General features: G+C 72.6%; 21 protein-coding genes. 7 read left to right on the forward strand and 14 right to left on the reverse strand.

The window, feature by feature from the left end:
• Positions 1-2 precede the first annotated feature (2 nt).
• Complete coding sequence (locus ACGFT2_RS22975; RefSeq protein ID WP_393281253.1) at positions 3-695, forward strand: hypothetical protein; 693 nt, start codon at positions 3-5, stop codon at positions 693-695.
• 108 nt (positions 696-803) lie between these two features.
• On the opposite strand, the gene ACGFT2_RS22980 is transcribed toward ACGFT2_RS22975, so the two are convergent.
• The 3 genes from ACGFT2_RS22980 to ACGFT2_RS22990 form a co-directional block, all read right to left on the reverse strand.
• Positions 804-2045, reverse strand: coding sequence for a protein kinase (locus ACGFT2_RS22980; RefSeq protein WP_393281254.1), 1242 nt, complete (start codon positions 2043-2045; stop codon positions 804-806).
• Complete coding sequence (locus ACGFT2_RS22985) at positions 2042-5887, reverse strand: protein kinase (RefSeq protein ID WP_393281255.1); 3846 nt, start codon at positions 5885-5887, stop codon at positions 2042-2044. The genes ACGFT2_RS22980 and ACGFT2_RS22985 overlap by 4 nt, the downstream gene beginning before the upstream one ends.
• A gap of 168 nt (positions 5888-6055) precedes the next feature.
• Positions 6056-6847, reverse strand: a complete 792-nt coding sequence (locus tag ACGFT2_RS22990) for an SDR family NAD(P)-dependent oxidoreductase (RefSeq protein WP_393281257.1) — start codon at positions 6845-6847, stop codon at positions 6056-6058.
• Positions 6848-6986: 139 nt separating this feature from the next.
• On the opposite strand from ACGFT2_RS22990, the gene ACGFT2_RS22995 reads away from it, so the two are divergent.
• A complete protein-coding gene (locus tag ACGFT2_RS22995) occupies positions 6987-7571 on the forward strand; it encodes a TetR/AcrR family transcriptional regulator (protein ID WP_393281259.1) in 585 nt (194 codons plus the stop codon).
• 201 nt (positions 7572-7772) lie between these two features.
• On the opposite strand, the gene ACGFT2_RS23000 is transcribed toward ACGFT2_RS22995, so the two are convergent.
• The 3 genes from ACGFT2_RS23000 to ACGFT2_RS23010 all read right to left on the reverse strand — a co-directional run bounded on the left by ACGFT2_RS23000 (position 7773) and on the right by ACGFT2_RS23010 (position 11615).
• Positions 7773-9725: a glycoside hydrolase family 5 protein gene (locus ACGFT2_RS23000; protein WP_393281261.1), complete on the reverse strand. Its 1953-nt coding sequence runs from the start codon at positions 9723-9725 to the stop codon at positions 7773-7775.
• A gap of 225 nt (positions 9726-9950) precedes the next feature.
• Positions 9951-10751, reverse strand: a complete 801-nt coding sequence (locus ACGFT2_RS23005) for a DUF427 domain-containing protein (protein ID WP_393281263.1) — start codon at positions 10749-10751, stop codon at positions 9951-9953.
• 393 nt (positions 10752-11144) lie between these two features.
• Entirely contained in the window at positions 11145-11615 is a 471-nt protein-coding gene (locus ACGFT2_RS23010; RefSeq protein WP_393281265.1) for a carboxymuconolactone decarboxylase family protein, read from the reverse strand.
• Between the two features lie 629 nt (positions 11616-12244).
• Here ACGFT2_RS23010 and ACGFT2_RS23015 point away from each other — a divergent pair.
• On the forward strand, positions 12245-14359 hold the full coding sequence (locus ACGFT2_RS23015) for a SpoIIE family protein phosphatase (RefSeq protein ID WP_393281266.1): 2115 nt from the start codon (positions 12245-12247) through the stop codon (positions 14357-14359).
• A gap of 227 nt (positions 14360-14586) precedes the next feature.
• On the opposite strand, the gene ACGFT2_RS23020 is transcribed toward ACGFT2_RS23015, so the two are convergent.
• Positions 14587-15036 (reverse strand): spore-associated protein, encoded by a 450-nt coding sequence (locus ACGFT2_RS23020; protein ID WP_393281267.1) that lies wholly within the window; start codon positions 15034-15036, stop codon positions 14587-14589.
• Positions 15037-15187: 151 nt separating this feature from the next.
• Between ACGFT2_RS23020 and ACGFT2_RS23025 the strand changes: the two genes are divergently transcribed.
• Positions 15188-15901 carry a FadR/GntR family transcriptional regulator gene (locus ACGFT2_RS23025; RefSeq protein ID WP_393281268.1) on the forward strand — a complete coding sequence of 238 codons (714 nt, stop codon included), beginning with the start codon at positions 15188-15190 and terminating at the stop codon, positions 15899-15901.
• Position 15902: 1 nt separating this feature from the next.
• On the forward strand, positions 15903-16760 hold the full coding sequence (locus tag ACGFT2_RS23030) for a sterol desaturase family protein (protein WP_393281269.1): 858 nt from the start codon (positions 15903-15905) through the stop codon (positions 16758-16760).
• Here the strand turns inward: ACGFT2_RS23030 and ACGFT2_RS23035 are convergent.
• From ACGFT2_RS23035 to ACGFT2_RS23055, 5 genes are all read right to left on the reverse strand, one after another.
• Positions 16738-18945: a xanthine dehydrogenase family protein molybdopterin-binding subunit gene (locus ACGFT2_RS23035; RefSeq protein ID WP_393281271.1), complete on the reverse strand. Its 2208-nt coding sequence runs from the start codon at positions 18943-18945 to the stop codon at positions 16738-16740. The two genes, ACGFT2_RS23030 and ACGFT2_RS23035, sit on opposite strands and share 23 nt — an antisense overlap.
• A complete protein-coding gene (locus tag ACGFT2_RS23040; protein ID WP_393281273.1) occupies positions 18942-19931 on the reverse strand; it encodes an FAD binding domain-containing protein in 990 nt (329 codons plus the stop codon). Before ACGFT2_RS23040 ends, ACGFT2_RS23035 begins: the two co-directional genes overlap by 4 nt.
• On the reverse strand, positions 19918-20445 hold the full coding sequence (locus tag ACGFT2_RS23045) for a (2Fe-2S)-binding protein (protein ID WP_393281274.1): 528 nt from the start codon (positions 20443-20445) through the stop codon (positions 19918-19920). Before ACGFT2_RS23045 ends, ACGFT2_RS23040 begins: the two co-directional genes overlap by 14 nt.
• A gap of 306 nt (positions 20446-20751) precedes the next feature.
• Complete coding sequence (locus ACGFT2_RS23050) at positions 20752-21348, reverse strand: hypothetical protein (RefSeq protein ID WP_393281276.1); 597 nt, start codon at positions 21346-21348, stop codon at positions 20752-20754.
• Positions 21349-21549: 201 nt separating this feature from the next.
• On the reverse strand, positions 21550-21765 hold the full coding sequence (locus ACGFT2_RS23055; RefSeq protein WP_393281277.1) for a hypothetical protein: 216 nt from the start codon (positions 21763-21765) through the stop codon (positions 21550-21552).
• Positions 21766-22047: 282 nt separating this feature from the next.
• Between ACGFT2_RS23055 and ACGFT2_RS23060 the strand changes: the two genes are divergently transcribed.
• Positions 22048-22470, forward strand: coding sequence for a hypothetical protein (locus ACGFT2_RS23060; protein WP_393281279.1), 423 nt, complete (start codon positions 22048-22050; stop codon positions 22468-22470).
• A gap of 93 nt (positions 22471-22563) precedes the next feature.
• Here the strand turns inward: ACGFT2_RS23060 and ACGFT2_RS23065 are convergent, their stop codons facing one another.
• The gene (locus ACGFT2_RS23065) at positions 22564-24066 is read right to left on the reverse strand and encodes a DUF4118 domain-containing protein (RefSeq protein WP_393281281.1); all 1503 of its coding nucleotides are present in this window, start codon (positions 24064-24066) and stop codon (positions 22564-22566) included.
• A gap of 345 nt (positions 24067-24411) precedes the next feature.
• Between ACGFT2_RS23065 and ACGFT2_RS23070 the strand changes: the two genes are divergently transcribed.
• Complete coding sequence (locus ACGFT2_RS23070) at positions 24412-25005, forward strand: response regulator transcription factor (protein ID WP_393281283.1); 594 nt, start codon at positions 24412-24414, stop codon at positions 25003-25005.
• On the opposite strand, the gene ACGFT2_RS23075 is transcribed toward ACGFT2_RS23070, so the two are convergent.
• Positions 24983-25690, reverse strand: a complete 708-nt coding sequence (locus ACGFT2_RS23075) for a response regulator (protein ID WP_393281285.1) — start codon at positions 25688-25690, stop codon at positions 24983-24985. The two genes, ACGFT2_RS23070 and ACGFT2_RS23075, sit on opposite strands and share 23 nt — an antisense overlap.
• Positions 25691-25858: the final 168 nt, after the last annotated feature.

Genomic DNA, 25858 nt, shown 5'->3' on the forward strand with positions numbered 1-25858 from the left:
CGGTGTCGCAGCGGATCGACGCGGCCCGGAACGTCATGACGGAGCTGGCGGTCCACCTGCTGCTGCTGGAGATCGACGCCGACAGCGCCCGCATCGTGGCCATGATGGACGAGACCGCGCTGCGGCGGCGCAGCCGGGGGCCGTACAGCCAGGAGAACCTGCCGTCCGAGGCGATGGAGATGGTCGACTGGGTCAAGCTGCACCTGTACCACAGCCCGGAACGCCCCGGGTTCCTGGTCGAGGCGGGCGGTCCCTGGCCCGCGCTGCTGCTGCGGTTCCCGCACAGCGGTGTGCTGGTGCGCTACGTCGTGCCGGAGGCCGCGCCACCGGTGTACGTGGCGCCCCCCGGCGAATGGGACCTGACCGGGTTGGTCCTGAGGGCGCTCGAAATGCTCTCGCACTCCCTGCGAGCCGTCGCCGCCCGGTTCGGCGGCGAACCGCCCCTGACGCTGTCGCTGAGCTACCCCGACAACCCCGCCTACGAGGCCGAACGGGCGCGCTCCTCGGCGCCCGACCGGGTCGTACCCGTCCTCCCCACGCTCGACATCGACCGGAGCGGATTCTCGGCCGAGCAGCGGGCGGTGCACGACGCGGCCCTGCGCGCCGCCACGTACGAGAAGTGGTTCGAGAGACTGGGGCGCACGGGGTTCACCATGAACACCGGTGGAGCCCGTATCCGGGATGCCGGCGGCTGAAGCACGGCGGCCCCGGCACGGCGGACCGTCACGTCGTCGTGCCGGCACGTCGTCACGACGACATGACGACAAGACGACAAGACGGTGGGACGGCGAGTCGGTACGACGTCACCTGGTTCGTTCCAGGGACTCGGCCAGTGCGGACGCCGTGCGCACCCGGATGCCCGGGGTGTCGACCAGTGCCTCGTCGATCGCCTCCGCCAGGCGCCGCGGCACCGACGCGGCGCGCTCCCGGACCGGGACGACCGGATCGCGAAGGGCGACGGCGACCGGATCCCGGCCGGGCGGGAAGTCGCGGGGTGTGGCACCGGTGAGCATCCAGTACAGGCAGGCCGCCGTGGCCCAGACGTCGACCTCGGGCCCCGCGTACTTGTAGTCGATCAGCTGGGCACGCGGCATGAACGGAATCGTCCCGCCCATCGCGCCGGTCCTGGTGTGCCCGGACAGGCCCGCGCGCTCGAACGCCTTGGCCAGACCGAAGTCCGCGAGGCGGACCAGGGGATGACCGTCGGCGGCCGTCCCGGCGCACAGGATGTTCGCCGGCTTGACGTCCCGGTGCACCAGGCCGCGCGCCATCGTGACGTCGGCGTCCGACTGGCTCGGGGAGGGCAGTTCGGCATGGTGGGCGTAGGACAGGGCGGCGAGCACCTGCCGGACGACCGCCAGCGCCCGCTCCACGGGCACCGCACCGTCGTGACGGGTGCCCAGTCGTTCCAGGCTGCCGTCAGGGCAGTACTCCGTGGCGAAGTAGAAGGCGTTCCGTTCCTCGCCGTCGGCCCGGAGGGCGAGGATGTGGGGATGGCGCAGCGCGCGAATGCTCATCAGCTCGCGGCGGAACGCGAAACGCGCGCTGTCGCCGACCGGTTGGGGTGCCCGCACCTGCTTCAGCGCGACGAGGTCACCGGACGACGCCTGCCGGGCCAGGTGGACGACCCCCTGCGAGCCGCGGCCCAGCTCCCGGACGAGTTCGTAGCCGGGGATCCGCACGGGCGGCAGCGGGGCGGACGTCGCGGGCCGCGCCGCGGCGGCCCCCGGCGGCCCGGTGACCGTGATCAGCAGCCGTACGTCTCCGATGCGGACCTCATCGCCGTCGGTCAACGGCCGCTCGACCAGGGGGCCCAGGCGCTCGCCGTTGACGTGGGTACCGTAGCTGCTGCCCAGGTCGCGGACCCGCAGCAGCGGCGGATCGACGTCCAGCCGGCAGTGCCGCCTGGATACCGCCCGGTGGTCGTCTGGGATACGGATGCGGCACTCGGCCGACCGTCCCACCTCACACGTCTCCGGCGTGCTGAACCCGTACTCGCCGACCCCGGTGCCGGTGTGCACGGACACGGTCACCCGCGCTGTCATCCGCCCTCCTCGTCGTCCCGTGCGTCGAGGGCGTGGCCCGCCGAGTCGGCGCCGGTGAAGTCGTAGTCGTAGTCCAGCTCCCACAGGCGAATGCCCGGCCGGAGATCGGCGGAGACGAGGTTACGGCCGTCGGCGGTGAAGGTGACCAGGGTGACGGGCTCGGGGTGGCCCTCGAGGGTGTGGACGCACCGGCCCGTCCGCCCGTCCCACAGCTGCAGATTCCGGTCACGGTCGGCGGTGACCACTTGGTGTCCGTCCGGACTCACGTCGAACGTCGAGGAGAAGACGGGCAGTGCGCACACCGTGCGGCCCGAGCCGGTCTCCCACACCTCGACCGTCGTCCCCGCGGGACTGGCGGCGACGCGCCCGTCCGCGCTGAGCGCCAGGGCGTCGACCCCGCCCTGGCGCTGGTAGAGGCGTCGCCGGGTCCGTACGTCCCATGCCGTCACCCCCTCGGAGGAGGTGACGTACAACCGGCTGTCGTCCGGGGCGAACCGCAGCTTGGCGAAGAACCCCTCGGCGGGGAACGCGAGCACCGGGACGCCGGTGCCGGTCGCCCACAGGCGTCCGGTGCGGTCCTCGTACCCGGCCGACGCGGCGAACCGCCCGTCGTGGCTCAACTCGACGACCCCGACCGGACCTTCGTGTCCCAGCATGGTGCGGACCAGCCAGGGCGCGACCGTCCCGTCGCGCCCGGAGCGCAACTCCCACAAGCACAGCGCCCCACCATGGTCACCGACGAGCGCGTGCCGGCCCTGCCGGTCGAGGGCGACCACCCGCACGTGCCCCTGGTCCCCGTACAACCGGGTGCTTCTCGTGCCGCTCTCGAAGTCCCACACGTGCGCGGACCCGCCCCAGTCGGCCGTGACGGCGAACCGGCAGTCCTCCGGGATGAGCACGGTGTGGGTGTTCGCCACCTTTTCCGCGAACGTGTGCACGTTCTCCCCGGTCTGCAGGTCCCACACCCGGACGTGCCCGTCGGCCCCACCGGTCACGGCGAGGTCCGCGTCCAGGCTCAGCCCGAGGCTCACCTCCGGTGTGAGGACCAAAGGCCCGTGGAGGTCGTACCGCTGCCAGATGCCCAGCAAATCGGTGCGCCGGCCCGCAAGGCGGCCGAAGTGGGCCCATGCCTCGCGCAGTTCGGGGTGGCGTTCGAAACCGGGCACGGCGCGCGCGGCCCGTAACTGCTCGCAGGCGGCCCGCATCCGTCCCTGTTCGGCCAGTGCGGCGGCGCGGTCGACCATGGCGTCGACCCGCGCCTCGTCGTCCGTGAGGGCGACCGCGCTCCGCGGACGCGCATAGCTCCAGGGGGCCCGGTAGCCGCCCGGGGCCAGGTGATGGAAGTGGACACCGCCCCACGTGTCGCCCAGGACGAGGACCCGGCCGTCACCGCTGAGGGCCGCGCAGTCCAGGCGTGCCCGCGGGGTCGGGAGGCCTTCGGGGCCGCTCTCGAACTCGGGCTCGATGGAGCGGACGCAGCGGCCGGTGCGTGTCTCCCACACGCGCACGGGCTGGCCGGCGTCCGAGGTCGAGGACGACACGGCCACGGTGGCATCGCCGTTCAGAGCCACCCGGCGGTAGGCGCCGAGCGTGTTGGGCACGGTGTCACGGACCCGGTCGGTCCGCGGCTCCCAGATCTGCACCATGGCCTTGTGCCGGCCGCTCAGGAGCGCGTGGGATCCGTCGGCGCTCAGGGCGATCAGATCGAACCCGGTGTGGTGCAGGTCCGCCGACTTGACGATCCGGGACACGGGCCGGCCGGTGGCGACCTCCCAGGCCACCACGCTGCCCTCCGCGTCGGACGCCGACACCGCGATCCGTCCGTCCGCGGAGAGCGCGACGGCCGACACGACCGATGGCTCGCTGTGGATCTCGGGCAGGATCCGGCCGGTGCCGGGATCGAGCCGCCGGAACGTCGACGGCGGGTGCTCGAGTTCACACCTCGGCAGCCGGCCGTGCCCACCGCCTTCCCCCTGCCCGGCCGGAGCGCTCCGCGCGCTCTGCACGCCCGGTCCGGTCTGCGGGGCCTGCCCGGTCCGCAGGCCTTGCCCGGTCGGCCCGGGCCCGGTGTCCCAGACCTCGATCGGCCCGCCCGCGTAGGCGACCACGGCACCGCCGGAGCCGTTCAGCGCGACCGCGGTGACCGCGGTGACCGCGGTGCCGGCGGAGACCGCCGAACGGCGGCTGCCTAGCACGCCCAGCCGCGTGCCGGCCGACACGTCCCACAGTTCGGCCGGTCCCGAACTGCGCCCGACCAGCGCGGTGCGCCCGTCGGGAGCGAGCGCGAGCGCGGTGACCGGGGCGGGTGCGGGGTCGGTGACCGGGGCGAGCGTGGGGGTGGGGCCGGCGTCCGCCTCCCGCGGGTCGTCGCTCGGTTCGGGCGGCAGCACATACCGGCAGCGGTGCTCGGCCGGCTCCCACACCCGCAGGCGGCCCTCCTCGCCGCCGGTCACCGCCACCGAGCCGTCGGCACTCACAGCGGCGGCGCGCACCGAACCCGCGTGGGCGGGGAGCCGCGCGCCCGGCCGCAAGAGTTCGCGCCGCGCCAACTCCGCCCGCCCGGCGGCAACTTCGGGAAGATCGGGGGCATCCGCGAGCAGGGCGCGGGCCGTCTCGTCGGCGCCCCGTTCGAGGTGCACCAGGCCGAGCAGCCCGTCCACCCGCGCGGGCTCGTCGTGCAAGGCACGCGTCGTACACAGGTCGGAGACGACGTCCTGGTCCGAGAGCGAGCCACGCCGCCAGCGGTACAGGGCCCAGTTGTAGACCGTGGGCAGGTGATGCGGGTCCACGTCCTTGGCCGTGCGCCACAGCTCCTCGGCCTCGTCCGTCCGGCCGAGGTCGAGGAGCGAGAGGGCCTGGTTCGACAGACCGTCGGCGAGCAGTCGCGCCTCCTGCGGCGCCGCTCGCGGGTAGGGCACGCCCACGGTCTCCTCGTAGAGCCGCAGCACGGCGTCGGCCGGCTCGTCGAGGCGGTGCGGGCGCCGGGCCGGATCGACCTCGAAACACCACCACAGCAGCTCGACGAGGGCCGGGGGCAGCAAAGGCGCCCCGGGAGCCGGGCGCCCGTACTCCAGGAAGTTCGCGAACACCTCCGGTGCCGACTGCCCGTGCCGGCACGGCGGAGACCCGACGAACATCTCCAGCACGCACAGGGCCCAGGACCAGACGTCGGTGGCGCGGCTGAGCGAGACCGTCGGGTCGTACACGGCCTCGGCCTGCTCCGGCGAGCAGTACGCCGGGGTCATCCCGCCGAAACCGGCCAGCAGGCTGTTCCCGGGCGGCACGACGGAGCGCTCGCCGGCCGCGGCACGGGCGCCCGCGAGACCGAAGTCGGTGACCTTCGCGACCCAGTCGGCGCCGGTGTCGACCATGACGTTGGCCGGCTTGACGTCCTGGTGGATCACACCCTGGCGGTGCGCGTGGTCGATTCCCCAGGCGATCTGCACGGCCAGATCCAGGATCCGCGCGATCACGCCGCCCACGTCGGGCCCCGGCTCCTCGTACAGCCGCCCGTCGCTCACGAGTTCGGCGAGGGAGCCGCCCTCGACCCACTCCGCGAACACGCACGGCAGGTCCTGGACCCGGCGGACGTAGGCGCAGCCGACGACATGCGGGTGCGGGGCGAGGCCGACCCAGGTACCCGCCTCGGTCTCGAAGGCGCTGCGCCCGGCCGCCGTGGCCATCAGCTCGGGACGCGACACCTTGACGGCGAGGTCCGTGTGCCAGCCGCGGTGCCGGACGCGGTACACCAGGCCCATACCGCCCCCGTCGAGGACGTCGAGCACTTCGTAGAGGCCGAGGACGACGTCCCCGCGCCGCCAGCTCGCCATCGTCGTCGCCATACGCCAACGATGCGTGCCGGCACGATAATTGACAACCACGAGGCGCTGACCCCACCCGCCCGTGGGACACCCGTGGGACACGCTGCTCGTGGGCGTCGGCGTCGGCGTTCGCGTCGGCACCGGCGACGTGAGAGCAGGCCCCGGTGCAGGCGCCGGCGTCGGCGTTCGTCAGCGGGCCGACCGCTGGGCCGCGACGATCGCGTTCACGGTCGACTCCGCCCCGGCCAGCCGCTGCACCCGCTCCGCGAAACCCGGGAACTGGGACGCGATCTTGGTGAGGAACCGCAACTCGATCGGAGCGACGTTGATCTCGGCCACATCGCGTTCGACGGCCCGGGTCACGCCCTTGACGACCTGCTGCGGCGAAACGGTCCGGACCCCGCCGGGCGTCCGCGAGCCCGTCTTCGCGAACATGCCCAAGTCACGTACGAAGCCCGGCTGGACGATCGAGACGCCGACACCCGTGCCGTGCAGATCCTGGCGGAAGGCCAGCGAGAAGCCGCGCAGCCCGAACTTCGACGCGTTGTACAGGGACGACGACTTGGTGGCCGCCATCCCTGACAGCGACCCGACGAAACAGATGTGCCCGCGCCCGGCGGCCACCATGCCCGGTGCGAGCAACCGCGCGAGCATCGCGGGCGCCCGCAGGTTCACCGCCAGCGCCCGATCGATCTGGGCCGGGGTGTAGTCGAGCACGTCGCCGCTGGAGGGCAGGGCCGCGTTGGCGATCAGTATCTCCGTGCCGGCCGCCTCCTCGGCGAGACGCCGCACGTCCTCGGGGTCGGCGAGATCGGCCAGGATCGTGCGAGCGCCGTAACGGTCGGCGACGGGTTCCAGCGCCTCCTGCCGCCGTCCGGTGAGTACGAGGCGAGCACCTCGAGCGGACAGTTCGGCGGCGAGTTCGCTGCCGATGCCGCCGGTGACCCCGGTGAGCAGAACAGTTGCCCCAGCTATGTGCACGGCCATCCTCCAGTCCCGTTCGTTCGAACGAACAATAGGGAGGCCGGGGCGGCCCTGTCCACCACGGCCGCCGGCGGACAGGAGCGGTGGCGGGTAAGGACCCCGGCCGCATCCACCGCGAGAGAGCACTGGTGGAACAATGACGGACATGCCGAACGCCCCCGCCCCCGCACCGATGCGCCAGCGCATCATCACAGCCGTCCTGCGGATCATCGGCGAGGACGGGGTCGCCGCGGTCACCAACCGGCGGATCGCCAAGGAGGCCGGGGTGTCACTCGGCTCCGTCACCTACCACTTCGAGACCCAGCACGATCTGCTGCGCGAGAGCCTGCTGTACTTCGTCCGCGAGGAGGCCCGGTACTTCACCGAGCTGGCCGACCAGTGCCGCACCGACGGCATCGACATCGAGGACGCGGCGTCCCTGGCCGGGCAGGTCGCCTGCGGAGCGGCACTCGACAGTGCCCGTCTCGCCCCGTTCGAGCTGTATCTCCACGCCGGGCGCGACGAGCGGCTGCGGGAGTCGGCGGCCGAGGCGTTCCGGGCCTACGACCTCCTCGCCACGCAGATCCTCAGCGCGCTGGGCGTCCCGGACGCGGAGCGCCTGGCCGCCACCACGGTCGCCCTGGTGATGGGCATGCAGCTCAGGCGGCTGGCCACGGGCAGCCCGGTGGACGACCTGGTCGACGCCCTCCTGCTGCTCGTACGCGGTGCCGCCGAGCGGTAGCCCGGGCAACGGTCCGCCGCCGTCAAGCTGAGGCGATCTTCCTGGTGCTGGTGCTGGTGCTGGTGCTGGTGCTGGTGCTGGTGCTGGTGCTGGGGCGCGGCGGCGGCGTGCTGGTGCTGGTGGTGCGCCGGTGCCGTTCTCCCGTGTCCCGCGCCGGTGCCGGTGCCCGGGGGCGGTGCCCCGGCACCGGGTGCGCCGGTTTCACGTCAGCCGACGGCACAGCAGCGCCGCGGGGCCCGCACCGCTGCCGAACCTCGTGGTGAAGGCGATGCCGGCGGCGTACTCGTCGGCGGCGCACTGGCCCTTGTAGGCGCCGGACGCGAACTCACCGCCGCCGGCGCCGGCCGGACGGTTGTCGGACCGGTCGAACCAGACGGTCCGCGCGGCGCCGCCCAGTGCGCTCCGGCCCGGTACGCACAGCGCCGCCGACACACGTCCGCCCCGTTCGCTGTAGCCGACGAGGAACCCCCCTGCGGGGCACTGCAGCTTGGTGTACCCGGACGCCCAGTCACCGCCGGCCGGTACGTACCGCTCGTCGGTGACGACGCTCTGGCCGCCGGACGGGGCCCGCAGGTCACCGGCGCCGCTGTCGGTGCACAGCCCGCGCCCACCGCTGTGGGCGAGGCCGACGAGCCGCAGCCCGTCCGGGCAAGCCGCCTTGTACGCCCCGGAGTCCCAGTCTCCCGCCGCCCGTACGCGGACGGACGCCACAGCGTCGCCGTGGTCGATGGAGAGCATCCGCCAGACGGGAACCGCGGGCACGGGACCGGCCTCGCCAGGCGCCGTCATGAGATGCCGCCATGCCGTACCGCGCCAGTCGCCGGCGTCGAGGATGCCGGAACGGTGCCCCGACGCGTCGTAGCTCAGCAGTGCCCAGTCGTCGTGGCCCGCGTAGCCCACGAGTGGCCAGAAGGCGAAGTCGGCGTCCCGGTCGGCGAGATGGTCGGTGAAGCCGGTGAACCATGCGCGCGCCGCCGGGTCGGTCTCACCGGCGCCGATTCCGAACTCGCTCACCCAGAGGGGTGCGGTGTGGTGCCGGCCGGTCTCCTCGACGAAGAACGCCTCGTCCTCCAGCACCGCGTACAACTGATCCCGGCCGAGGTCCTGGTAACGGGCGTCGTGGGTCTCACCGATGCCGGTGGCGCCGCTGTGGCGGGGGCCGGTGTATCCGTAGAAGTGCGCGGAGTAGACCAGTTTGTGCGGGTCGACGAGAGTGTGGGACAGGGTGCGGGCGGGCGTGAGCACAGGACGGCCGTGGGGGAGTCCGTCCACGGGGACGCCCGTCCAGTTGATGCCCTCGACGACGATGAGCAGGCGGGGGTCGGCCTCGGTGAGGATGCGGTCGGCGGCGTCCCGGGCGGCGCTGTACCAGTCGTGTTGGTCACCCAGGCCCCAGTTGGGGTCGTCCAGCACATCGCGACGGACCTCGTTGTACAGGTCCGCGCCGACCACGCCGGGCACGGTCGCGTACCGGCGGGCCATGAAGACCCAGTCGTCGGCCCACTGCCGGGTGGACTGCCCGCTGTTCCACCGCTCGTTGCCGTCGACGCCGCAGCACCAGCGAGAAGTGTTGGTGTGGTTGTTGAGGAACACGGCGAACCCGCTCCGGCTGAGCGCGTCGACCACGGCGTCGTAGATCTCCAGGGGTGTCCTGCCCCGCAGGCCGGGGTTGGCGGCCACAGCGGTGTCGGGGACCGGGGTGGTGTGGTGGATCATCTCGTTCGAGAACGGAAGACGGATCGTGTTGATCCCCAACTGCTGGAAATCGCTGATGAGTTGGGGCAAGGGGGTGCGGTCGAGGCCCAGCGGGATGCCGTGGGAGTCCTGCCCGGCGTGGTGGTTGGCGGGGTCGGCGGCGCTGCCGGTCCCGGTCCAGGAGCCTTGTGCTCCGTCCCAGTTGGCGCCCTTCAGCCGGAAGCGGTCGCCGCGGGCGTCGACGATGTAACGGCCTCGGGTGGACAGCGGCGCAGACCAGCCGGCCGGCTCGGTGACACCGGCGCCGTGTGGCACGGCAGCCGCGGGCGGCGTGGCGGCGCCCGCGGCGGTGGGGGGCGGGGACGGTGTGGCGGCGCCCGCGGCGGTCGGAGGCGCGGCCAGGAGCAGGAGACCCGCGGCAGCGACGGCCAGGCGCTGGGCGACAGGTGCGATCGGCATGGAGGCGGCCCTCACGTGTGGGGGTGGGAGAGAGCGGGTGGCCGGAGCGACCCCGTCCCGGCTGAGCGGAGTGTCCACCACCGCGCGTGGCGAGGGAAGTCCCGAGACCCCCGGGATGCAGGCGCACCACGGCCCCACCCGCACCGTGAGGCGGAAAGGCACCGGTGCCCTGTGCGGCGCGGGCGGAGCACGCCGAGGTGGAGCCGGTCGCTCGGAGACGGCGGTTCAGGTACTCGACCTCGTGAAGTGGGTGACGGGACGATCGAGGCGTTCTCCGTCCACGGTGATGTCGACCGCCTCGTTGTAGAAGGCGAGCAGCCCCTTGACGGCGGCCACGGCGGGCAGCGGATCGGGGTAGCTCCACAGCAGGTCGGACGGTACATCCGCATCGCCGCGCCAGGACCAGTACTCGGCCGTGCCCTTGTAGGGGCAGCCGGTGCGGTGGTCGGTGGGGGTGAAGAGGTCGAGACGGACGTCCTCGCGGGGAAGGTAGTAGCGGGTGGGCAGGCCCGTCTCGAAGAGGAGGACCGGGCGGCGGGTGTTCGCGACGACCGTGCCGTCGACCTCGACCCGGACATGCCGGCTGCTGGGGATGGCGTCGACCCGTTTGTGCGGGTCGCGAGGGTGGATGAAGATCTCCTCTTCCTCCTCGTACCAGTGGTCGAGGCCCTTGCCGGTGCGCCTGAACCACTCGAAGGCGATGTGTCCTGCCAGGTCGTCGTCGGCGAACGTCCAGGCGGCGTTCGGCAGCAGCTCGCCGTCGATCTCCAGGTCGTAGAAGACGGTGGACCCGGTGTGGGCGCCGGTGGGCGGGTTCTCCGCCGGGCGCAGCAGGTCGGCGCGGACCTCCTCGCGGGGGAAGGCGTACATCGGGACGGGGAGACCCGGTTCCCACACGAGGACGGGGTGACGGCTGTCGACGACGGTGACCTCGCCCCGACGGCCCCTGACCCAGCGCTCACTGGGCTCCCAGAGCAGTCCCCGCGGGGTGCGGCGCGACGACTCGGCGGTGTCGAGTGCGGTCATGTCCGGTTCTCCCTCTCTCCACGGGCCGGGTGACGAGCCGGCGGGCGTGACGAGCCAGGGCCGGCTCCGGGCACCGTCGTGACCAGCCGGAGGAACGTCTGTTCGCCGTGGGCGTGTCGCGGACTCCCGTCCACGATCGCACGTCGTGCGCCCTCAAGGACCGCGGGCAGGATGCCGGGCCCGGCGGGAACGGACCGGGTTGTCCAGTTGCCACCAGGCTCGGGCACTTCCCAGGTCGTTGCATCGGCATCGGCATCGGCATCGGCATCGGCATCGGCATCGGCGTCGACGTCGGCGTCGGCCCTGTCCCTGTTCGCCGTTCTCAGTTCGTCCGTGCGCCCGGGCCCCGTCTCACCTCGCGCCGTCGGCCCCGGCGCAGCAGCGGTGTCTTCGTCACCATTGGCCGGGCTGGTAGTCACCGGCGGGCTGCTGGGTGATGACGTTCAGCCGGTTCCAGGCGTTCATGACGGCGACGAGGGAGAGCAGGGCGGCGAGCTGGTCATCGTCGTAGTGCTTGGCGGCGTTGCCCCACACCTCGTCGCTGACACCCCCGTCGCCGTCCGCGATGCGGGTGCCCTGCTCGGCCAGGTCCAGGGCCGCCCGCTCGGCGTCGGTGAAGACCGTGGCCTCACGCCAGGCCGCGACCAGGTTGAGCCGCACCGAGGTCTCACCGGCCTGCTCGGCGTCCTTGGTGTGCATGTCGATGCAGCGGGCACAGCCGTTGATCTGGCTGATGCGGATCTCCACGAGGTGCTGTGTCGCCGCCGGCAGCGTCGAGTCCCCCACGGCCTTGCTCGCCGAGAGCAAGTACTTCGTGACCTTGGACCCGACGGGGTTGCCGCGGTGATCGAAACGAGCGTCCATGCTGAACTCCTTGCCGTGTTGCCTGTCGCACCCCCGCCGGCAGGACGCCCCGGCGATCGGTGGGCGGCCCGGTGATGATCTACCTCTCCCACCACTGCAGCCGGTCGTCCGAGGCGGCACCTGTCGGGGTTGCGTACGGCCCAGATGTGCGTGATCCGGCCGCCCCTGACGGCGAACGCGTACGCCGTCACGGTGACACCGGCTCGCCGGGCGGCGATCAGTCCGGGCCGGCCGATGATCGTCGGCTCCAGAATAGTGTCGCGCGGGCGAGGGCGACGCAGGCGCGCCCGGCCTCCGCTTGCCCAGTCCTCCGGACCCTCTCGCCCAGTCCGCCGGCCGCCCTCCGATGATCAGTCCGCCGTCCACTTCGGCGCCCTCCGATGATCAGTCCGCCGTCCACTTCGGCCGCCCGGATCACCCGTCCACTTCGGCCCGTCGGGGAGCAGAGCCGGTGGGCGTGGATCTTCCGTGGTACACCTGTGCCGGATCGCGTGCCGTCCGCCGTGCGGGGGCGTAGCGTCCCCGTATGAGCGAGGACGGGCGCGTCCAGCGCGGGCGGAGCGTGCCGCGCGGGCGGATGACTCGGGTGCGGGCGCCGGAAGTCGTTCCCGCCGGGCTGGAGGTGCCTCGTGACCGGAGCCGATGACGCGGCCACGGAGGCGCGGGACGCCGCGTTCGCGGAGACCGTGCGCCGCGCGGGCGCCTCCATCGGCGCCCTGTACCTCCTCGCCCCCGACGAGCGGCAGCTGTCGCTCGACGTGCTGTTCGGGGCACCGGCCGACTTCGCGGCGCCGTGGGCGACGGTTCCGGTGACCGCTCCGGCGCCGGTGGCCGAAGCGGTACGGGAGGACCGCATGGTGTGGGTCGGCAGCCAGGAGGAGCTGGCCCGCAGCTATCCGCGCACCGCGATGGCGTTGCCGTACCCGTTGGCGATGGCCGCCGCACCGGTCACCGGGGTGCGCCGGTGGGGTGTGCTGCTGCTGATGTGGCCGGCCACCCGTCCGCCGTACATGACCCAGCGCGAGCGCGGGCACATCGCGTCCAGCTGCGGACGGCTGGCCAGACTGCTCGAAGAAGCCGTCGGGAACCGCCCGCTCCCCGTCCCCGGCGACCGGCCGCGCGCACTTGCCGCGGGAACGGGCCGCCGCTCGACGGGCCCGGCGCTGGCCGCCGCCGACCTGATCGAGCGGCTGCCCGGCGGCAGTTGCGCGCTGGACCTCGAAGGGCGCGTCACCTATCTCAGCTCGGGTGCCTGCGAACTGCTGGGCCGGGATGCCGGCGAACTGCTGGGCACCCTTCCGTGGCAGGCACTGCGCTGGCTCGACGACCCGGCCTACGAGGACCGCTATCGCGCGGCCGTGATCAGCCGGGAGCCCGTCGCCTTCACGGCGTGCCGGCCGCCGGATCTGTGGCTCGACTTCCACATGTTCCCGGACGCCAGCGGCATCACCATCCGGATCGTGCCCTCCGGGGCGGCGGACCCGCCCGTCCCGGCCGCCCGTCACACCGGCCGCACCGTCACACCGGCCCGTGCCGGACGGCTCTACCAGCTCACACACCTCGCGGCGGCGCTGACCGAGGTCGTCAGCGTGCAGGACGTCATCGAGCTGGTCGCCGACCAGATCATGCCCGCGTTCGAGGCCCAGGCCCTGGTCCTGTCCAGCGCCGAGGGCGGACGCCTGCGGATCACCGGGTACCGCGGCTACGACCCCCGCACCATCGAGCGTCTCGACGGCCTTCCCCTCGACACCGCCCTGACGCCGGCCGGCCAGGTCCTCGGCAGCGGCGTCCCGGCGTTCTTCCGCGACCCCGAGGAGATGCGACGCGTCCACCCCGAGGCCGTGCCGATCAGCGGGAAGCAGGCCTGGGCCTTCCTGCCGCTGATCGTCTCGGGCCGTCCGGTCGGCTGCTGCATCCTGTCCTACGACCAGCCGCACACCTTCCCGGCCGAGGATCGCGCCGTCATGACCTCGCTCGCCGGCCTCATCGCCCAGGCCCTGGACCGCGCGCGGCTGTACGACACCAAGCACGGCCTCGCCCACAACCTGCAGCAGGCACTGCTCCCGCGCGCCCTGCCCAAGGTCACCGGCCTGCGGGTCGCCGCCCGCTATCTGCCCGCGACCAGGGGCATGGACATCGGCGGGGACTTCTACGACCTCATCCCCCTCGGCGACCAGGTCGTCGCGGCCGTCATCGGTGACGTCCAGGGCCACGACGCGGCCGCCGCCGCGCTCATGGGACAGGTACGCACCGCCGTCCACGCCCACTCCACGCTCGGCACGACGCCGGACCGGGTGCTCTCGGCGACCAACCGGCTCCTCATCGATCTCGGCACCGACCTGTTCACCAGCTGCCTCTACGCCCACCTCGATCTCGCGGGCCGGCGTGCGACGCTGGCCAGCGCCGGGCACCCCCCGCCGATCATGCGTGTGCCCGACCGCGGCACCGGCCCCCTCGACGTGCCGCCGGGACCGCTCCTGGGCATCGACCCCGATGCGGTCTTTCCTCTCACCGAGATCCCGCTCACCCCCGGGCTGCTGCTCGCCTTCTACACCGACGGCCTCATCGAGACGCCGGGAGCCGACCTCGACGACTCCATCGCCGGCCTCGCGCGCCACCTCGCCCACGCCGACGACCGGGACCTGGACGGGCTGATCGACACCCTGGTCGGGCAGACGGCTGCGAGCGGTCAACGCGCCGACGACATCGCGCTGCTCGTCCTGCACCACGCGATGACCCGGTGAACCTGGGCACCGGCGAACCATGCCCGGCGGGCACGTGCCCCGATCCGTCGCGCGCGAAAAGCCTCGGACCCCGGCCCCGCCACGAGCGGGGCATCCGCCGGGTCTGAACTCCCGCCACGTGCCGGGGACATCGAGTGGGCGAAGTGAACCGCCCTGCTCGGGGCATGCGTTCGCCCTGGCGGAACGGAGTGCGTTCCGCCAGGGCGAACGGGCGAACGGAGAGCGGGTCAGCGGGTGAAGGTGACCCGGTGCTCCTTCAGGGTGCCGCAGTTGGAGCCGGACACCTGCACGTACACGTTGTTGATGTTGCCACCCCAGTCGACGCAGTGGCCCTTGCCGTAGACGTAGGTCGGCCCCGCGTACGACGTGTACTGCCCGTAGTCCTCGTCACCCTGGTCGGTGCCGGTGACGTAGATCCAGGCGGACATGGCCACGGCGGTGCCCGGCTTGCTGCGGATGGTCGCGACGCAGTTCTTCCCGTTGGCGGAGTTGTACGTCAGATACACGCTGCCCAGCGAGCCGACAGGTGCCGAGTTGACGGTCTTGTAGGCGCTCCCGCAGACCTTCTGCGGTGTGGTGTCGGGTGCGGCGGCGGCCGGCGACGCCAGGGCGGTCGCGGTTCCCAGGGACAGGGCCGCCAACGCGGAAGCGGCCACGACGGAACGGGTGTATCGCATATTTCCCCCTTATGAGTCTTGGAGACGCTTGCTCCTGCCTGGTGTGACCCACGACTCATCGAAAGGGTTGCACCCCCACGGACAAGAACTCCCGGAGAAAGACTGGTCCAACCAGTTGACCAGTCGAGTCGGTCCGGCCACCCTGATCGCCATGACTCAGGGAGAGATCCGGCGGGAGGCGGTCTCCGACCAGCTCTTCGCCCTACTGCGCGACAGGATCCTCGGCGGGGTGCTGCCTCCGGGCTCCGCACTCACCTCGGAGCGGGACCTGGCGGCCGAGTTCGGGGTGAACCGGCATGCCGTCCGTGAGGCCGTCAAGCGGCTGCAGCAGGCGCGGCTGATCGAAGTCAGCCACGGCGGCCGCACTCTCGTTAAGGACTGGCGGCGCACCGCCGGCCTCGACCTCGCCGTGGGGATAGCCGCGGCGGACGGCGGCCCCGCGCTGGACGACCTCGCCCGGGACGCACTGGAGATGCGGGCGTGCATCGGCGCGGACGCGGCCCGGCTGTGCGCGCTGCGGTGCTCCGAGCGCACCGCCCTGGACATCGCCGAGGCCGCCGGCCGGTACGCGTGCAGCGGCCCCGACCTGTCCGAGCTGGGCGAGGCGGACGTAGCCTGGTGGCGGCTGATCGTGGAGGGGTCGGGGAACGTCGCCTACCTGCTGGCCTTCAACAGCCTGGTGGGCGGAACGCTGCCGGTCGCCGACGTACCCGACGACCTGCGCGCCGCCGAACTCCTCGACGTGGAGGCCCATCTGCGGCTCGCCTCCCACATCGCGGACCGCGACGCCGAGGCGGCCGAACGGCTCGCGCGCGAGCTGCTCACCCGCAGCGTGCCCGCCGCACCCCGGAAGGCGGTGCGCTGACATGATCCCGGCCGTCGTCTACGCGATACCGGCGTTCGTGCTCCTGGTCGTCGTCGAGGCGGTCTCCTACCGCCTCCTGCCGGACGACGAGGAGCGCGGCTACGAGATGCGGGACACCGTGACCAGCATGTCCATGGGCGCCGGCAGCCAGGTCGTCGCGGTGCCGTGGAAGGCGGCGACGATCGTGCTGTACGCGGCCGTCTTCACCGTCGCCCCCTGGCACCTCTCCGCGTCCTCCGGATGGACCTGGGTGCTGCTCTTCTTCGCCGACGACCTGGCGTACTACGCCTTCCACCGTGCCCACCACCGGGTGCGCGTGCTCTGGGCGAGCCATGTGGTCCACCACTCCAGCATCCGCTTCAACCTCTCCACCGCCCTGCGGCAGAGCTGGACACCGATGACGGGACTGCCCTTCTGGCTTCCGCTGGCGCTGCTCGGCATCCCGCCCTGGATGATCCTGCTGCAGCAGGCCGTCAGCCTCGTCTACCAGTTCTTCCTGCACACCGAACGCGTCGACAAGCTGTGGCGGCCGGTGGAATGGGTCTTCAACACGCCGTCCCACCACCGCGTCCACCACGGCTCGAACAACGTGTACCTGGACCGCAACTACGGCGGCATCCTCATCGTCTGGGACCGCGTCCTCGGGACCTTCGAACCCGAGGGGGAACGCGCGGTCTACGGCCTGACGAAGAACATCGGGACCTACAACCCCCTGCGCGTGGCGTTCCACGAGTACGCGGCCGCCTGGCACGACGTACGGGCGGCGCGGCGCTGGCGCGACCGTGCCGGCCACCTGTTCGGGCCGCCCGGCTGGGCACCCGCCGCGGCGCCGCCGGTCACAGCAGGGCGTCCAGGGTGAGCGGCAGTTCGCGAAGGCGCCTGCCGGTGGCGTGGTGCACGGCGTTGGCGATCGCCGGGGCGATGCCGACCAGTCCGACCTCACCGACGCCCTTGGTGCCGGTCGGGGTGCCGCGGTCGGGTTCGCCGACGAAGACCACGTCCAGGTCCGGCACATCGGCGTTGACCGCGACGAGATAGTCGGCGAACGTGCCGTTGGCGATGCGCCCGGTGCGCGGGTCGGTGGCCGTGTCCTCGAACAGGGCCAGGCCGATGCCGCCCACCGTGCCGCCGATGATCTGGCTTCGCGCCGTCTTGGAGTTGAGGATGCGGCCGCCGTCGATCACGGAGACCACCCGCGCGACCCGGATGAGGCCCAGGTCCGCATCGACGCGGACCTCCACGAACTTCGCGCCGTACGCGCCGGCGAGGGACATGCCCAGGTCGGCGGCGACCGGTGGGGTGCTCTTCCCGTTCGCGGTCAGCTCGGACAGCTCGTGCCGGGAGAGGATGTCCGCGTACGACTCCCCCCGGTCCGGACGGCCCGCGGGACGGATCCGCCCGCCGGCGCACTCCACGTCGTCCGGGTCCACGCCGTGCAGGGGCGAGTCGGCGTCACCGCACGCGAGGACGGCGAACGAGCGCACCAGCTGCCGGCAGGCGTCGTGCACGGCGTTGCCCAGGGCGCCGGTCAGACCGGAGCCGCCCGCCATCATCGAGTTCGGCATGTCGGAGTCGCCCAGGTCGAAGCGGACCAGATCCAGCGGCAGGCCCAGTGCGTCGGCGGCCAGTTGGGCCATCACCGTGTAGGTGCCGGTACCCAGATCGGTAGCCGCGCTGCGCACCAGCGCGCTGCCGTCGCGGTTGACGGTGGCCTGCGCCGTGCACGGCTGCGCGAACCAGGGGAACATCGCGCTCGCCATGCCGTAGCCGACCAGCCAGTTCCCGTCGCGCATGGAGCGTGGCTCGGGGTTGCGCTCGGCCCACCCGAAGCGGCGCGCGCCGACCTCGTAGCACTCCAGGAGTGCCTTGCCGGACCAGGGCAGCCCGTTGCGCGGGTCGACGTCGGTGTGGTTGCGCAGCCGCAGTTCCAGGGGGTCCATGCGCAGGGTGTGGGCCAGCTCGTCGAGCGCCGACTCCAGCGCGAAGTTGCCCTGCGCCTCGGCCGGGGCCCGCATGGACGTCGGCACGGCGATGTTCAGCCGGGCCTGCCGGTCCCGTGTGATCACGTTGGGGCACCGGTAGGCGAAGGCGGTGCCCGACGCGAACGGCTCGAAGTCGGTCTCCTCCATGCTCAGCGAGCTGAGGCTGCGGTGGTCGAGGGCGACCAGCTCGCCGTCGCGGGTGGCGCCGACGCTCAGCCACTGCACACCGCTCGGACGGTGCCCGACGGAGGTGAACATCTGCGGCCGGGTCAGCACCAGTTTGACCGGCCGTTTGAGCATCCGGGCGGCCATGGCGGTCAGAATGACGTGCGGCCACGCACGCAGCCCGGCGCCGAAGCCGCCACCCACGTACGGCACCAGGACCCGTACCGAACTCTCCGGGATGCCGAAGACCATGGCGAGGGTGGTGCGTACCATCGACGGCCACTGGCTGGTGTCGTGCACGGTGAGCGTGTCGCCCTCCCACGAGGCCAGGGTGGCGAAGAGGCCGAGCGGGTTGTTGGTGTTGTCCGCCGTGGTGTAGGTGGCCCGCAGGGTCACCTCGGCCGACTCCAGCGCCGCGCCGGGGTCGCCGCGCGAGGTGTCCATCTGCCAGGGGTCGACGAGCTGCTCGGCCCGCGGGTCCCGCAGGTCCAGCAGCGGCTGCGTGGTCTCGTAGTCGGCTCGCGCCAAGCGTGCCGCCGCGGCGGCCTGTTCCGGGGTCTCGGCCACGACGAACGCGATGTGCTGGCCGTGGTGGACGATCCGGTCGCTGCGCAGCGGCGGAGGTGGCGAAGCCCCGAGCGCCGTCATCGGCCCGGTCCCCACCTCGGGGGCGTTCTCGTGGGTGAGGACGGTCAGTACGCCGGGGGAGCCCTCGGCGGCCCCGGTGTGCATGCGGAGTATCCGGCCCGCGGCGACGGTGCTCTGCACCAGGGCGCCGTAGGCCTGGCCGGGGACGCTGAAGTCGCTGGGGTACGGGGCGGTGCCGGTGACCTTGCGCGGCCCGTCGACCCGGTTGACCCCCGTGCCGACCAGCGGCCTGCTTTCGACGGTGCTCATGTGGTCACTCCGGAAACGGTCTGCAGCTCGCGCACCAGGGTGCGCCGGGCGAGCGGCACCTTGAAGGCCGTGCCCGGCACGGTCCAGGCATCGCGCATGGTCGCCTCGGCGGCATCCAGGAACGTGGCCGTCGTGGCGGGCGCGCCGGTCAGCACGTGCTCGGCCTCGTAGGCCCGCCAGGGCTTCGTCCCCACCCCGCCCAGACCGACGCGCGCACGGTGGATCCTGCCGCCGTCCAGCACGAGCAGCACGGCGGCCGAGGTCAGGGCGAACTCGTACGACATCCGGTCCCGGACCTTGAGGTAGCCCGAGCGGGCGTCCGGCGACGGCAGCGGGATCTCGACCTCGGTGATCAATTCGGCGTGCTCCAGGACGTTCTCGGTCTGCGGGTCCTCGTCCGCCGTCACGTAGAACTCCGTAAGGGGCACGCTGCGGGACGTCGCCGGTCCCTGGATGTGCACGACCGCGTCGAGTGCCACGAGGGCGACGGCGAGGTCGGACGCGTGCAGCGCGATGCACCGCTCGCTCGCCCCGAGCACGGCGTGCATGCGCGCCACGCCGTTCACCGCGGCGCAGCCGGAACCCGGCGCCCGTTTGTTGCACTCGGGGACCGTGGGGTCGCGGAAGTACCGGCAGCGGGTGCGCTGCAGCAGGTTGCCGCCGATGGTGGCCATGTTGCGCAGCTGCACCGACGCGCCCAGCAGGAGCGCCTCGCGCACCACGGGAAGCCGCTCGGCCACGGTGGCGTCGGCGGCCAGCTCCTCCATGGTCGCCAGCGCGCCCACGTGGAGGGCCTCGCCGCGGCGCTCGATGCCGTGCAGCGGGAGCCGGGTGATGTCGATCAGGCGCGGAGGTTCGAGGACACCGTCCTTCATCAGGTCGAGCTGCGTCGTGCCGCCCGCCAGGAAGGACGCGGCCGGGTCGTCCGCCAGCAGCTGGACCGCCTCCCGGGTGCCGGTGGCCCGCACGTAGTCAAAGGCGCGCATCGGGACCTCCCCGGGCCGCCTCACGGATCGCCGCCACGATGTTGGGATAGGCGCCGCACCGGCAGAGGTTGCCGCTCATGAACTCCCGGATCTCCTCCTCGGACCCGGCCCGGCCCTCGGCCATCAGCGCCACCGCGGACATGATCTGCCCCGGTGTGCAGAAGCCGCACTGGAAGCCGTCGTGCTCCATGAACGCCCGCTGCACCGGGTGCGGTCCGTCGGCACCGGCGACACCCTCGATGGTGGTGATCGCACGGCCCTCCGCCTGGGCCGCCAGCGTCAGACAGGCCAGCACGCGGCGCCCGTCCAGATGGACGGTGCACGCGCCGCAGGCCCCCTGGTCACAGCCCTTCTTCGTGCCCACGAGGCCCAGCCGGTCACGCAGTGCGTCCAGCAGCGTCACCCGGGTGTCAAGGCGCAGGGCGTGCTCCCGGCCGTTCACCGTGAGTGTCACGACGCGCTCGGTGACCGCGGGAGGACCGCCCATGTCCCGTCTGCTCGCAACGTCCGTCATCGCGTCCTCCTCCGGACGGTCGCATACGGTCCGAGCCCCGTCCGGGGGCGTGTCCGATGGCGATTCGACCCATGAGTGCGAGTTGCGTTCGGATATGTACGTCACCTTATAGGCCGAATGTGTGGTCTCGCATGTGGTGCCGCCGCCCCGGCCCACCGGTCGACTTCACCGCCCACGCCCGATCCGTCGGCGTCGACGCGGCCACGTCCGGCATCTTCGGCTGCGCCGTCACGGAAGGGCAGGGCCGAGCCGTCTCGCGGTCCGGCCCCCCGACGCCGAGGCGGAACCCCGGCTTCACCCTGTGTCCTAGTCCTTGATGTCCACGTGCATGTCGAAGGTGCGGCCGGCGATCTTCACCAGCAGGTTTCCCTGCACTCCCCGGGTGGCCAGAGTCGCCCCCACCGTGCCCTTGCCGGCCTTCTTCTTGTCCTGTGGCGGGAAGTCGTGGAAGTCGGTGAACACGCCCTCCCCGCTGGCGTATTCGCCGGCCACCGCCCAGGCCTTGCGCAGCTGGGCGAACTCCGTGCGGGTCATCGCGCCCGACAGGCCGAGGTTGACCCGCTGTCCGCCCACGTAGGCGTCGGCGCACTGCTGGAGGATCTCCGGCACCAGCGTCTTCGACAGCTCCTCGGCCTGCTCCACGAGTGAGAGCAGCCCGTCCTCGTCGCCGTCGAGCTTGCTCCTGCGCGCGCTCCTCGCCGACTCCGCGAGCAGCGCCACCTGGTCGGAGTCGATGGCGCGGTACGCCTCGTCGTAGCCGTACTTGCGGTCACAGGCGATGCGGATCGTGGTCGCCCAGCGCTCCTCGCTCAGCCACTCCCGGTCGAACGCGCTCGCCGCGCAGTACGCGACGAGATCCGTCTCGGCCTCCGCGGCGTCCTTGGCGTACGTCCCCTTGGGCATGTCGTCCCCCCTCGTCCTGGGCCGCCCTGCCGGATGGTCGTGGACGGCGGCCTCCACCGTGGCACCGGGAGCAGGGTGTGTCAGCCGGTTCGCCGCATTCCGGTAGCGATGAGGACGTAGGGGACGGATGAGGCGGTGGACCCGGGCGCCCGCCCCGCCCCGCGCCGTATCGGCCGGTGCGGGCGTGGGCCCGGCGGGGTCCTAGCCGGCTTCCCGGCCGAGGACGCGGCGGGCCGCCTCGGCCTCGGCCGCCGGCGGGGAGAGTTCGTCGAGGGTGTCGAGCTCGTCGTCCGCCTCCAGCTCCCGCTCCCAGGCCGCCGCGAGCCGTTGCTGCTCCTCGCGCGGTCTGGAGCCGATCGCTTCCCGGTGATCGGGGTCCAGGGCCGCCAGGAATCGTCCGACCGCATCCGTCGGCATGCAGTGCTCCTTGTCGTGTGGAAGGGTTCCGCTCCGGGCCCAGCATGGCCAACGGCAGGCGTGCAGGGCGCCCGACACCGCCGGGTGACACCCTGATGGCCTCCCCGCGCGCCCCGCCGCCAGCCACCCCGCCGTCCGCGGCGCCGACCGGGATGGCAGGATTCACCGCGTGGGCGAAACGCAAGTTCGGGCTGGTCGGGGGGCGTTGCACGGCAGTACCGCCGACGCTCGGACGGCCCCTCGTCGGCCCGTCGGGCCCCGGGACACAGACGGGCAGCTGCCATGACTGCTGAGTGGTACGTCCTCATAGAAGAGGACACCAGAAGGACCGAGCGCGCTGACGGCGTCGAACTGAGGCTGCACCGGTGGACGCTCGTCGCCACGCACCGCATCGACGGGGACGAGGCGCGGGCCGCTGCGGTGGCCGAGGACGCGGCCCTGCACCACGTCCCGGAGGTGCTGGCCCGGCATGCCCGGCCCGGTGACCAACCGGAGCGGCATGCCTTCCGCACCCAGGACGGCGCATGGGTGGTGCTGGTGAGGCAGCGGCACCGGGACTGTCACATACGGGTGACCACGGCCCGGCTCGTGCACTCGCGGGAGGAGAAGGAGGCTCCGCCGAAGAGCCTGAAGGAGAAGTTCCGCAGCGCCTTGGAGGGCCCGCCGCCGGTGCCGGACCCGTGGACTCCGCCCCGCGACGCCTGAGTGCCCACGTGGCCGGGGGGCGGGGGCACCGACGCCCGCGGCTCCGGGTGCCGGCTCGGCGGGGTCACCGTAGGCTGTCGCTCCGGTCGCCGGCTAGGCGTAGGCGCGGCCGTGGTCCGTGAGGGGGAGGTCGACCCGCACGGTCGTTCCCACCGTGCGCGGGCTGTCGACGAGGATCCGGCCACCGAGCGCCTCCACCCGGTCCTTGAGGCCGACGAGACCGGTACCGCGGCCGAAGTCGGCACCGCCGACGCCGTCGTCGCGCACGGTGAGGATCAGCACCTCGTCACCGCCCTCGACCGTCACCGTGACGGCCGAGGCGCGCGCGTGCTTGACCACGTTGGTCAGGGCCTCCGAGACGACGTAGTAGCCGCTCACCTGGACCGGCTCGGGCAGATCGCCTTCGGCGTGCACCGCGAGATCGACCGGGACGGGGCAGCGGCGGCCGAGCGACTTGAGGGCGGGCACGAGACCGCCCCTGGCGAGGATCGAGGGATGGATGCCCCGTGCCATCTCCCGCAGCTCGTCCGAGGCGTCCGTCAGCCCCGCGGCGACCTGCTGAAGCCTCGCCCGCAGCTCGTTCAGGCCGTCCGGCACCATGTCCTGCGTCGAACCCACCAGCAGCACCAGCGAGACCAGCCGTTGCTGGACGCCGTCGTGCAGGTCCCGTTCGATGCGCCGGCGCGTCTCGTCGGCGGCGTTGACGATGCGCACGCGCGAGGCGGACAACTCGGCGCGGGCCTCGGCGTTCTCCACGGCGGCGGCGACCAGCTCGGTGAAGCTGGCGATCTGTGCCTCCGTGTTCCCAGGGAAGGGCTCGTCCCCCCGCGTCGAGGCCGCCATCACCCCCCACAGCCGGCCGCCCACCGTGACCGGGCAGCCGACCGAGGAGCGGATCCCCATGGCGCGGGCCTCCTGCGCGATCGCCCCCGAAGCGCTGGCGTAACTGTCGATCCGGACCGGGGAACCGAGCTGGAGGACCTCGCGAGCGACGCTCACCCCTTCCAGGTCGAAGCGCGCACCGACGAGCGGCGGGTCCGACCGCATGCTCCGGCTCCAGGCGGCGACGCCGGTGACGGTCCCGTCCGGCTCGTAGCGCTCCATGCGGGCCATGTCGGCTCCGCAGAGCAGCCCGACCTCTCGGGTGACGGCCTCGAAGACCGCCGCGGGCGGCTCCGACCGGGCGACCAGCGTCGCGACCCGCCGCAACGCGGACTGCTCCTCCGTCAGACGTCCCGCCGCCTCCGCCGCCCGCCGCAACCGGGCCGCCAGCTGTCCCACGACCACCGCCGTGAGGAGGAAGACACCCAGAGCGATGTAGTTCTCCGAGTGGTCGAACCGCAGCACGTGAAGCGGCGGAACGAACAGATAGCCGTAGACCGCGACGCAGAGCACCGACGTGACCAGCGCGAGCCCCGTCCCCCACACCACGGCGACGGGCAGTACGACCAGCAGATACAGCACCAGAGGGTGCAGCGACGGGATGTGCGGTTTGAGGAGCGCGATGAGGCTGGTCAGCGCGGCCACCAGCGTCACGCTGGCGAGCAGGCGGTTCGGCCAGCGCAGAACCGGCAAGCGGACCCGACGCCCTGCCATCACATCGCTTCCCCGGCCGACCACAAACGGACCTAACTCCTCAGAGTGTGACATATATGACCGATGTGGCGGCTCGTCGGCAGGGAGTCGTCCCCAACCGGTCTGCAGGAGAGGAGAGCACCGGAGAGCACGGGAGATCATGGGAAGAGGAGCGGGGAGAGCGGGGGGAGAGGAGCGGGGGAGGGCGGGGGAGCCGCTGGCCGGTCGGGAGGCCCGGCAGGCCGCCGGGGGACAGCAGGCCGCAGGGGGACGGCGGGCGCCGTCGCGTCGGGACGCGGGACCGTACCGGCTGCGAATACAGCTAGCAGGAATGCCGATCAGCCACCGCCCTGGGATTCTGGACCCATGCTGCGCTGCCTGATCGTCGACGACAATCAGTACTTCCTCAGCGCCGCTCGCTGTCTGCTCGAACACCAGGGCATCACCGTCGTGGGCCTGGCGTCGGACAGCGCCGAGGCGCTGCGGCTGGCCGAGCGCCTGAGGCCGGACGTGACGCTCGTGGACATCGACCTGGGTATCGAGTGCGGCCTGGAACTGGCCGGCCGGCTGCGGTCCGCGGCCGGTCCGCCTCCCCTGCCGGTGATCTTGATCTCCAGTCACGCCGAGGAGGACTACGCCGACCTGATCGAGGCGAGCCCCGCGACGGGCTTCGTCGGCAAGACGGTTCTGTCGGGCGATGCGATCCGTGCGGTGCTGGCCGCGGCGGACGCCGGTGGCCGGGCCGGTCCGGAAGGCAGTGGTCCGAAAGGCAGTGGTCCGAAAGGCAGTGGTCCGAAAGGCAGTGGTCCGGACGCCAGTGGTCGGGACGCCAGTGGTCGGGACGGTCGGGACGGCTGTGGCCGGGACTCCGGTGCCGGGCAGCGCGGCGGCTGGGAAGACAGCGGCCGCGACGAACCGGTCAACCCTGTCAACCCGGTCAACGGGCCTCCAGGAAGGTGATCACCGCCCGGACGCGGCGGTGGTCGTCGTCGGTCTCCGGCAGGTCGAGCTTTGCCAGGATGCTGCGCACGTGTTTCTCCACCGTGCCTTCGGTGACCCACAGCCGCCGGCCGATGCCGGCGTTGGACCTGCCCTCGGCCATCAGCTCCAGGACCTCGCGCTCCCGCGAGCTGAGTACGTCCAGAGGATCCGCCCTGCGGCGCGCGGCCACCAGCTCCTGCACCAGTGCCGGGTCCACCACCGAGCCGCCCCGGGCGACCCGCCGCAGTGCGTCGAGGAACTCCTGTACGTCGCTCACCCGGCTCTTGAGCAGATAGCCGACACCGCGGCCACTGGCGAGCAACTCCATCGCGTGTTCCACCTCGGCGTGCGCCGAGAGGACCAGGATGCCCGTGGCCGGCAGCTCCTGCCGGATGGTGCGTGCCGCGTCGAGGCCCTCGGTGGCCTGCCCCGGCGGCATCCGGATGTCGACCACCACCAGCCCGGGCGCCGCCCGCCGGACCAGATCGAGCAGTTGCGTCGCGTCGGCGGCCTGCCCCACCACCGCACACCCCGACCGCTGCAACAGGCTGGCCAGGCCTTCGCGCAGCAGGACGTCGTCGTCGGCGAGAACGACCCGCAGATCCGCCGTCTCCGGTCCGCCGCCGTCGGGCCCGCCCTCGGCGCTGGGGGTTGCAGGCGTCATGTCTGACATTGTCGGGGAGCCCGGGCGGGTGAGCACCCGGCAAGGGGCCGAGGGGGACGGTCGCACCACCGGAACGTGCGGACGCCGGCGCGTCGGGGCGCGGCTCGGGGCCGGTCGGCCTGCACCGACCGGCCCCGGGCCCCGGGCGGAACCCCCGGCCCGCCCCGG

The sequence above is a fragment of the Streptomyces sp. NPDC048514 genome, from assembly GCF_043199955.1.
Taxonomy (GTDB): domain Bacteria; phylum Actinomycetota; class Actinomycetes; order Streptomycetales; family Streptomycetaceae; genus Streptomyces.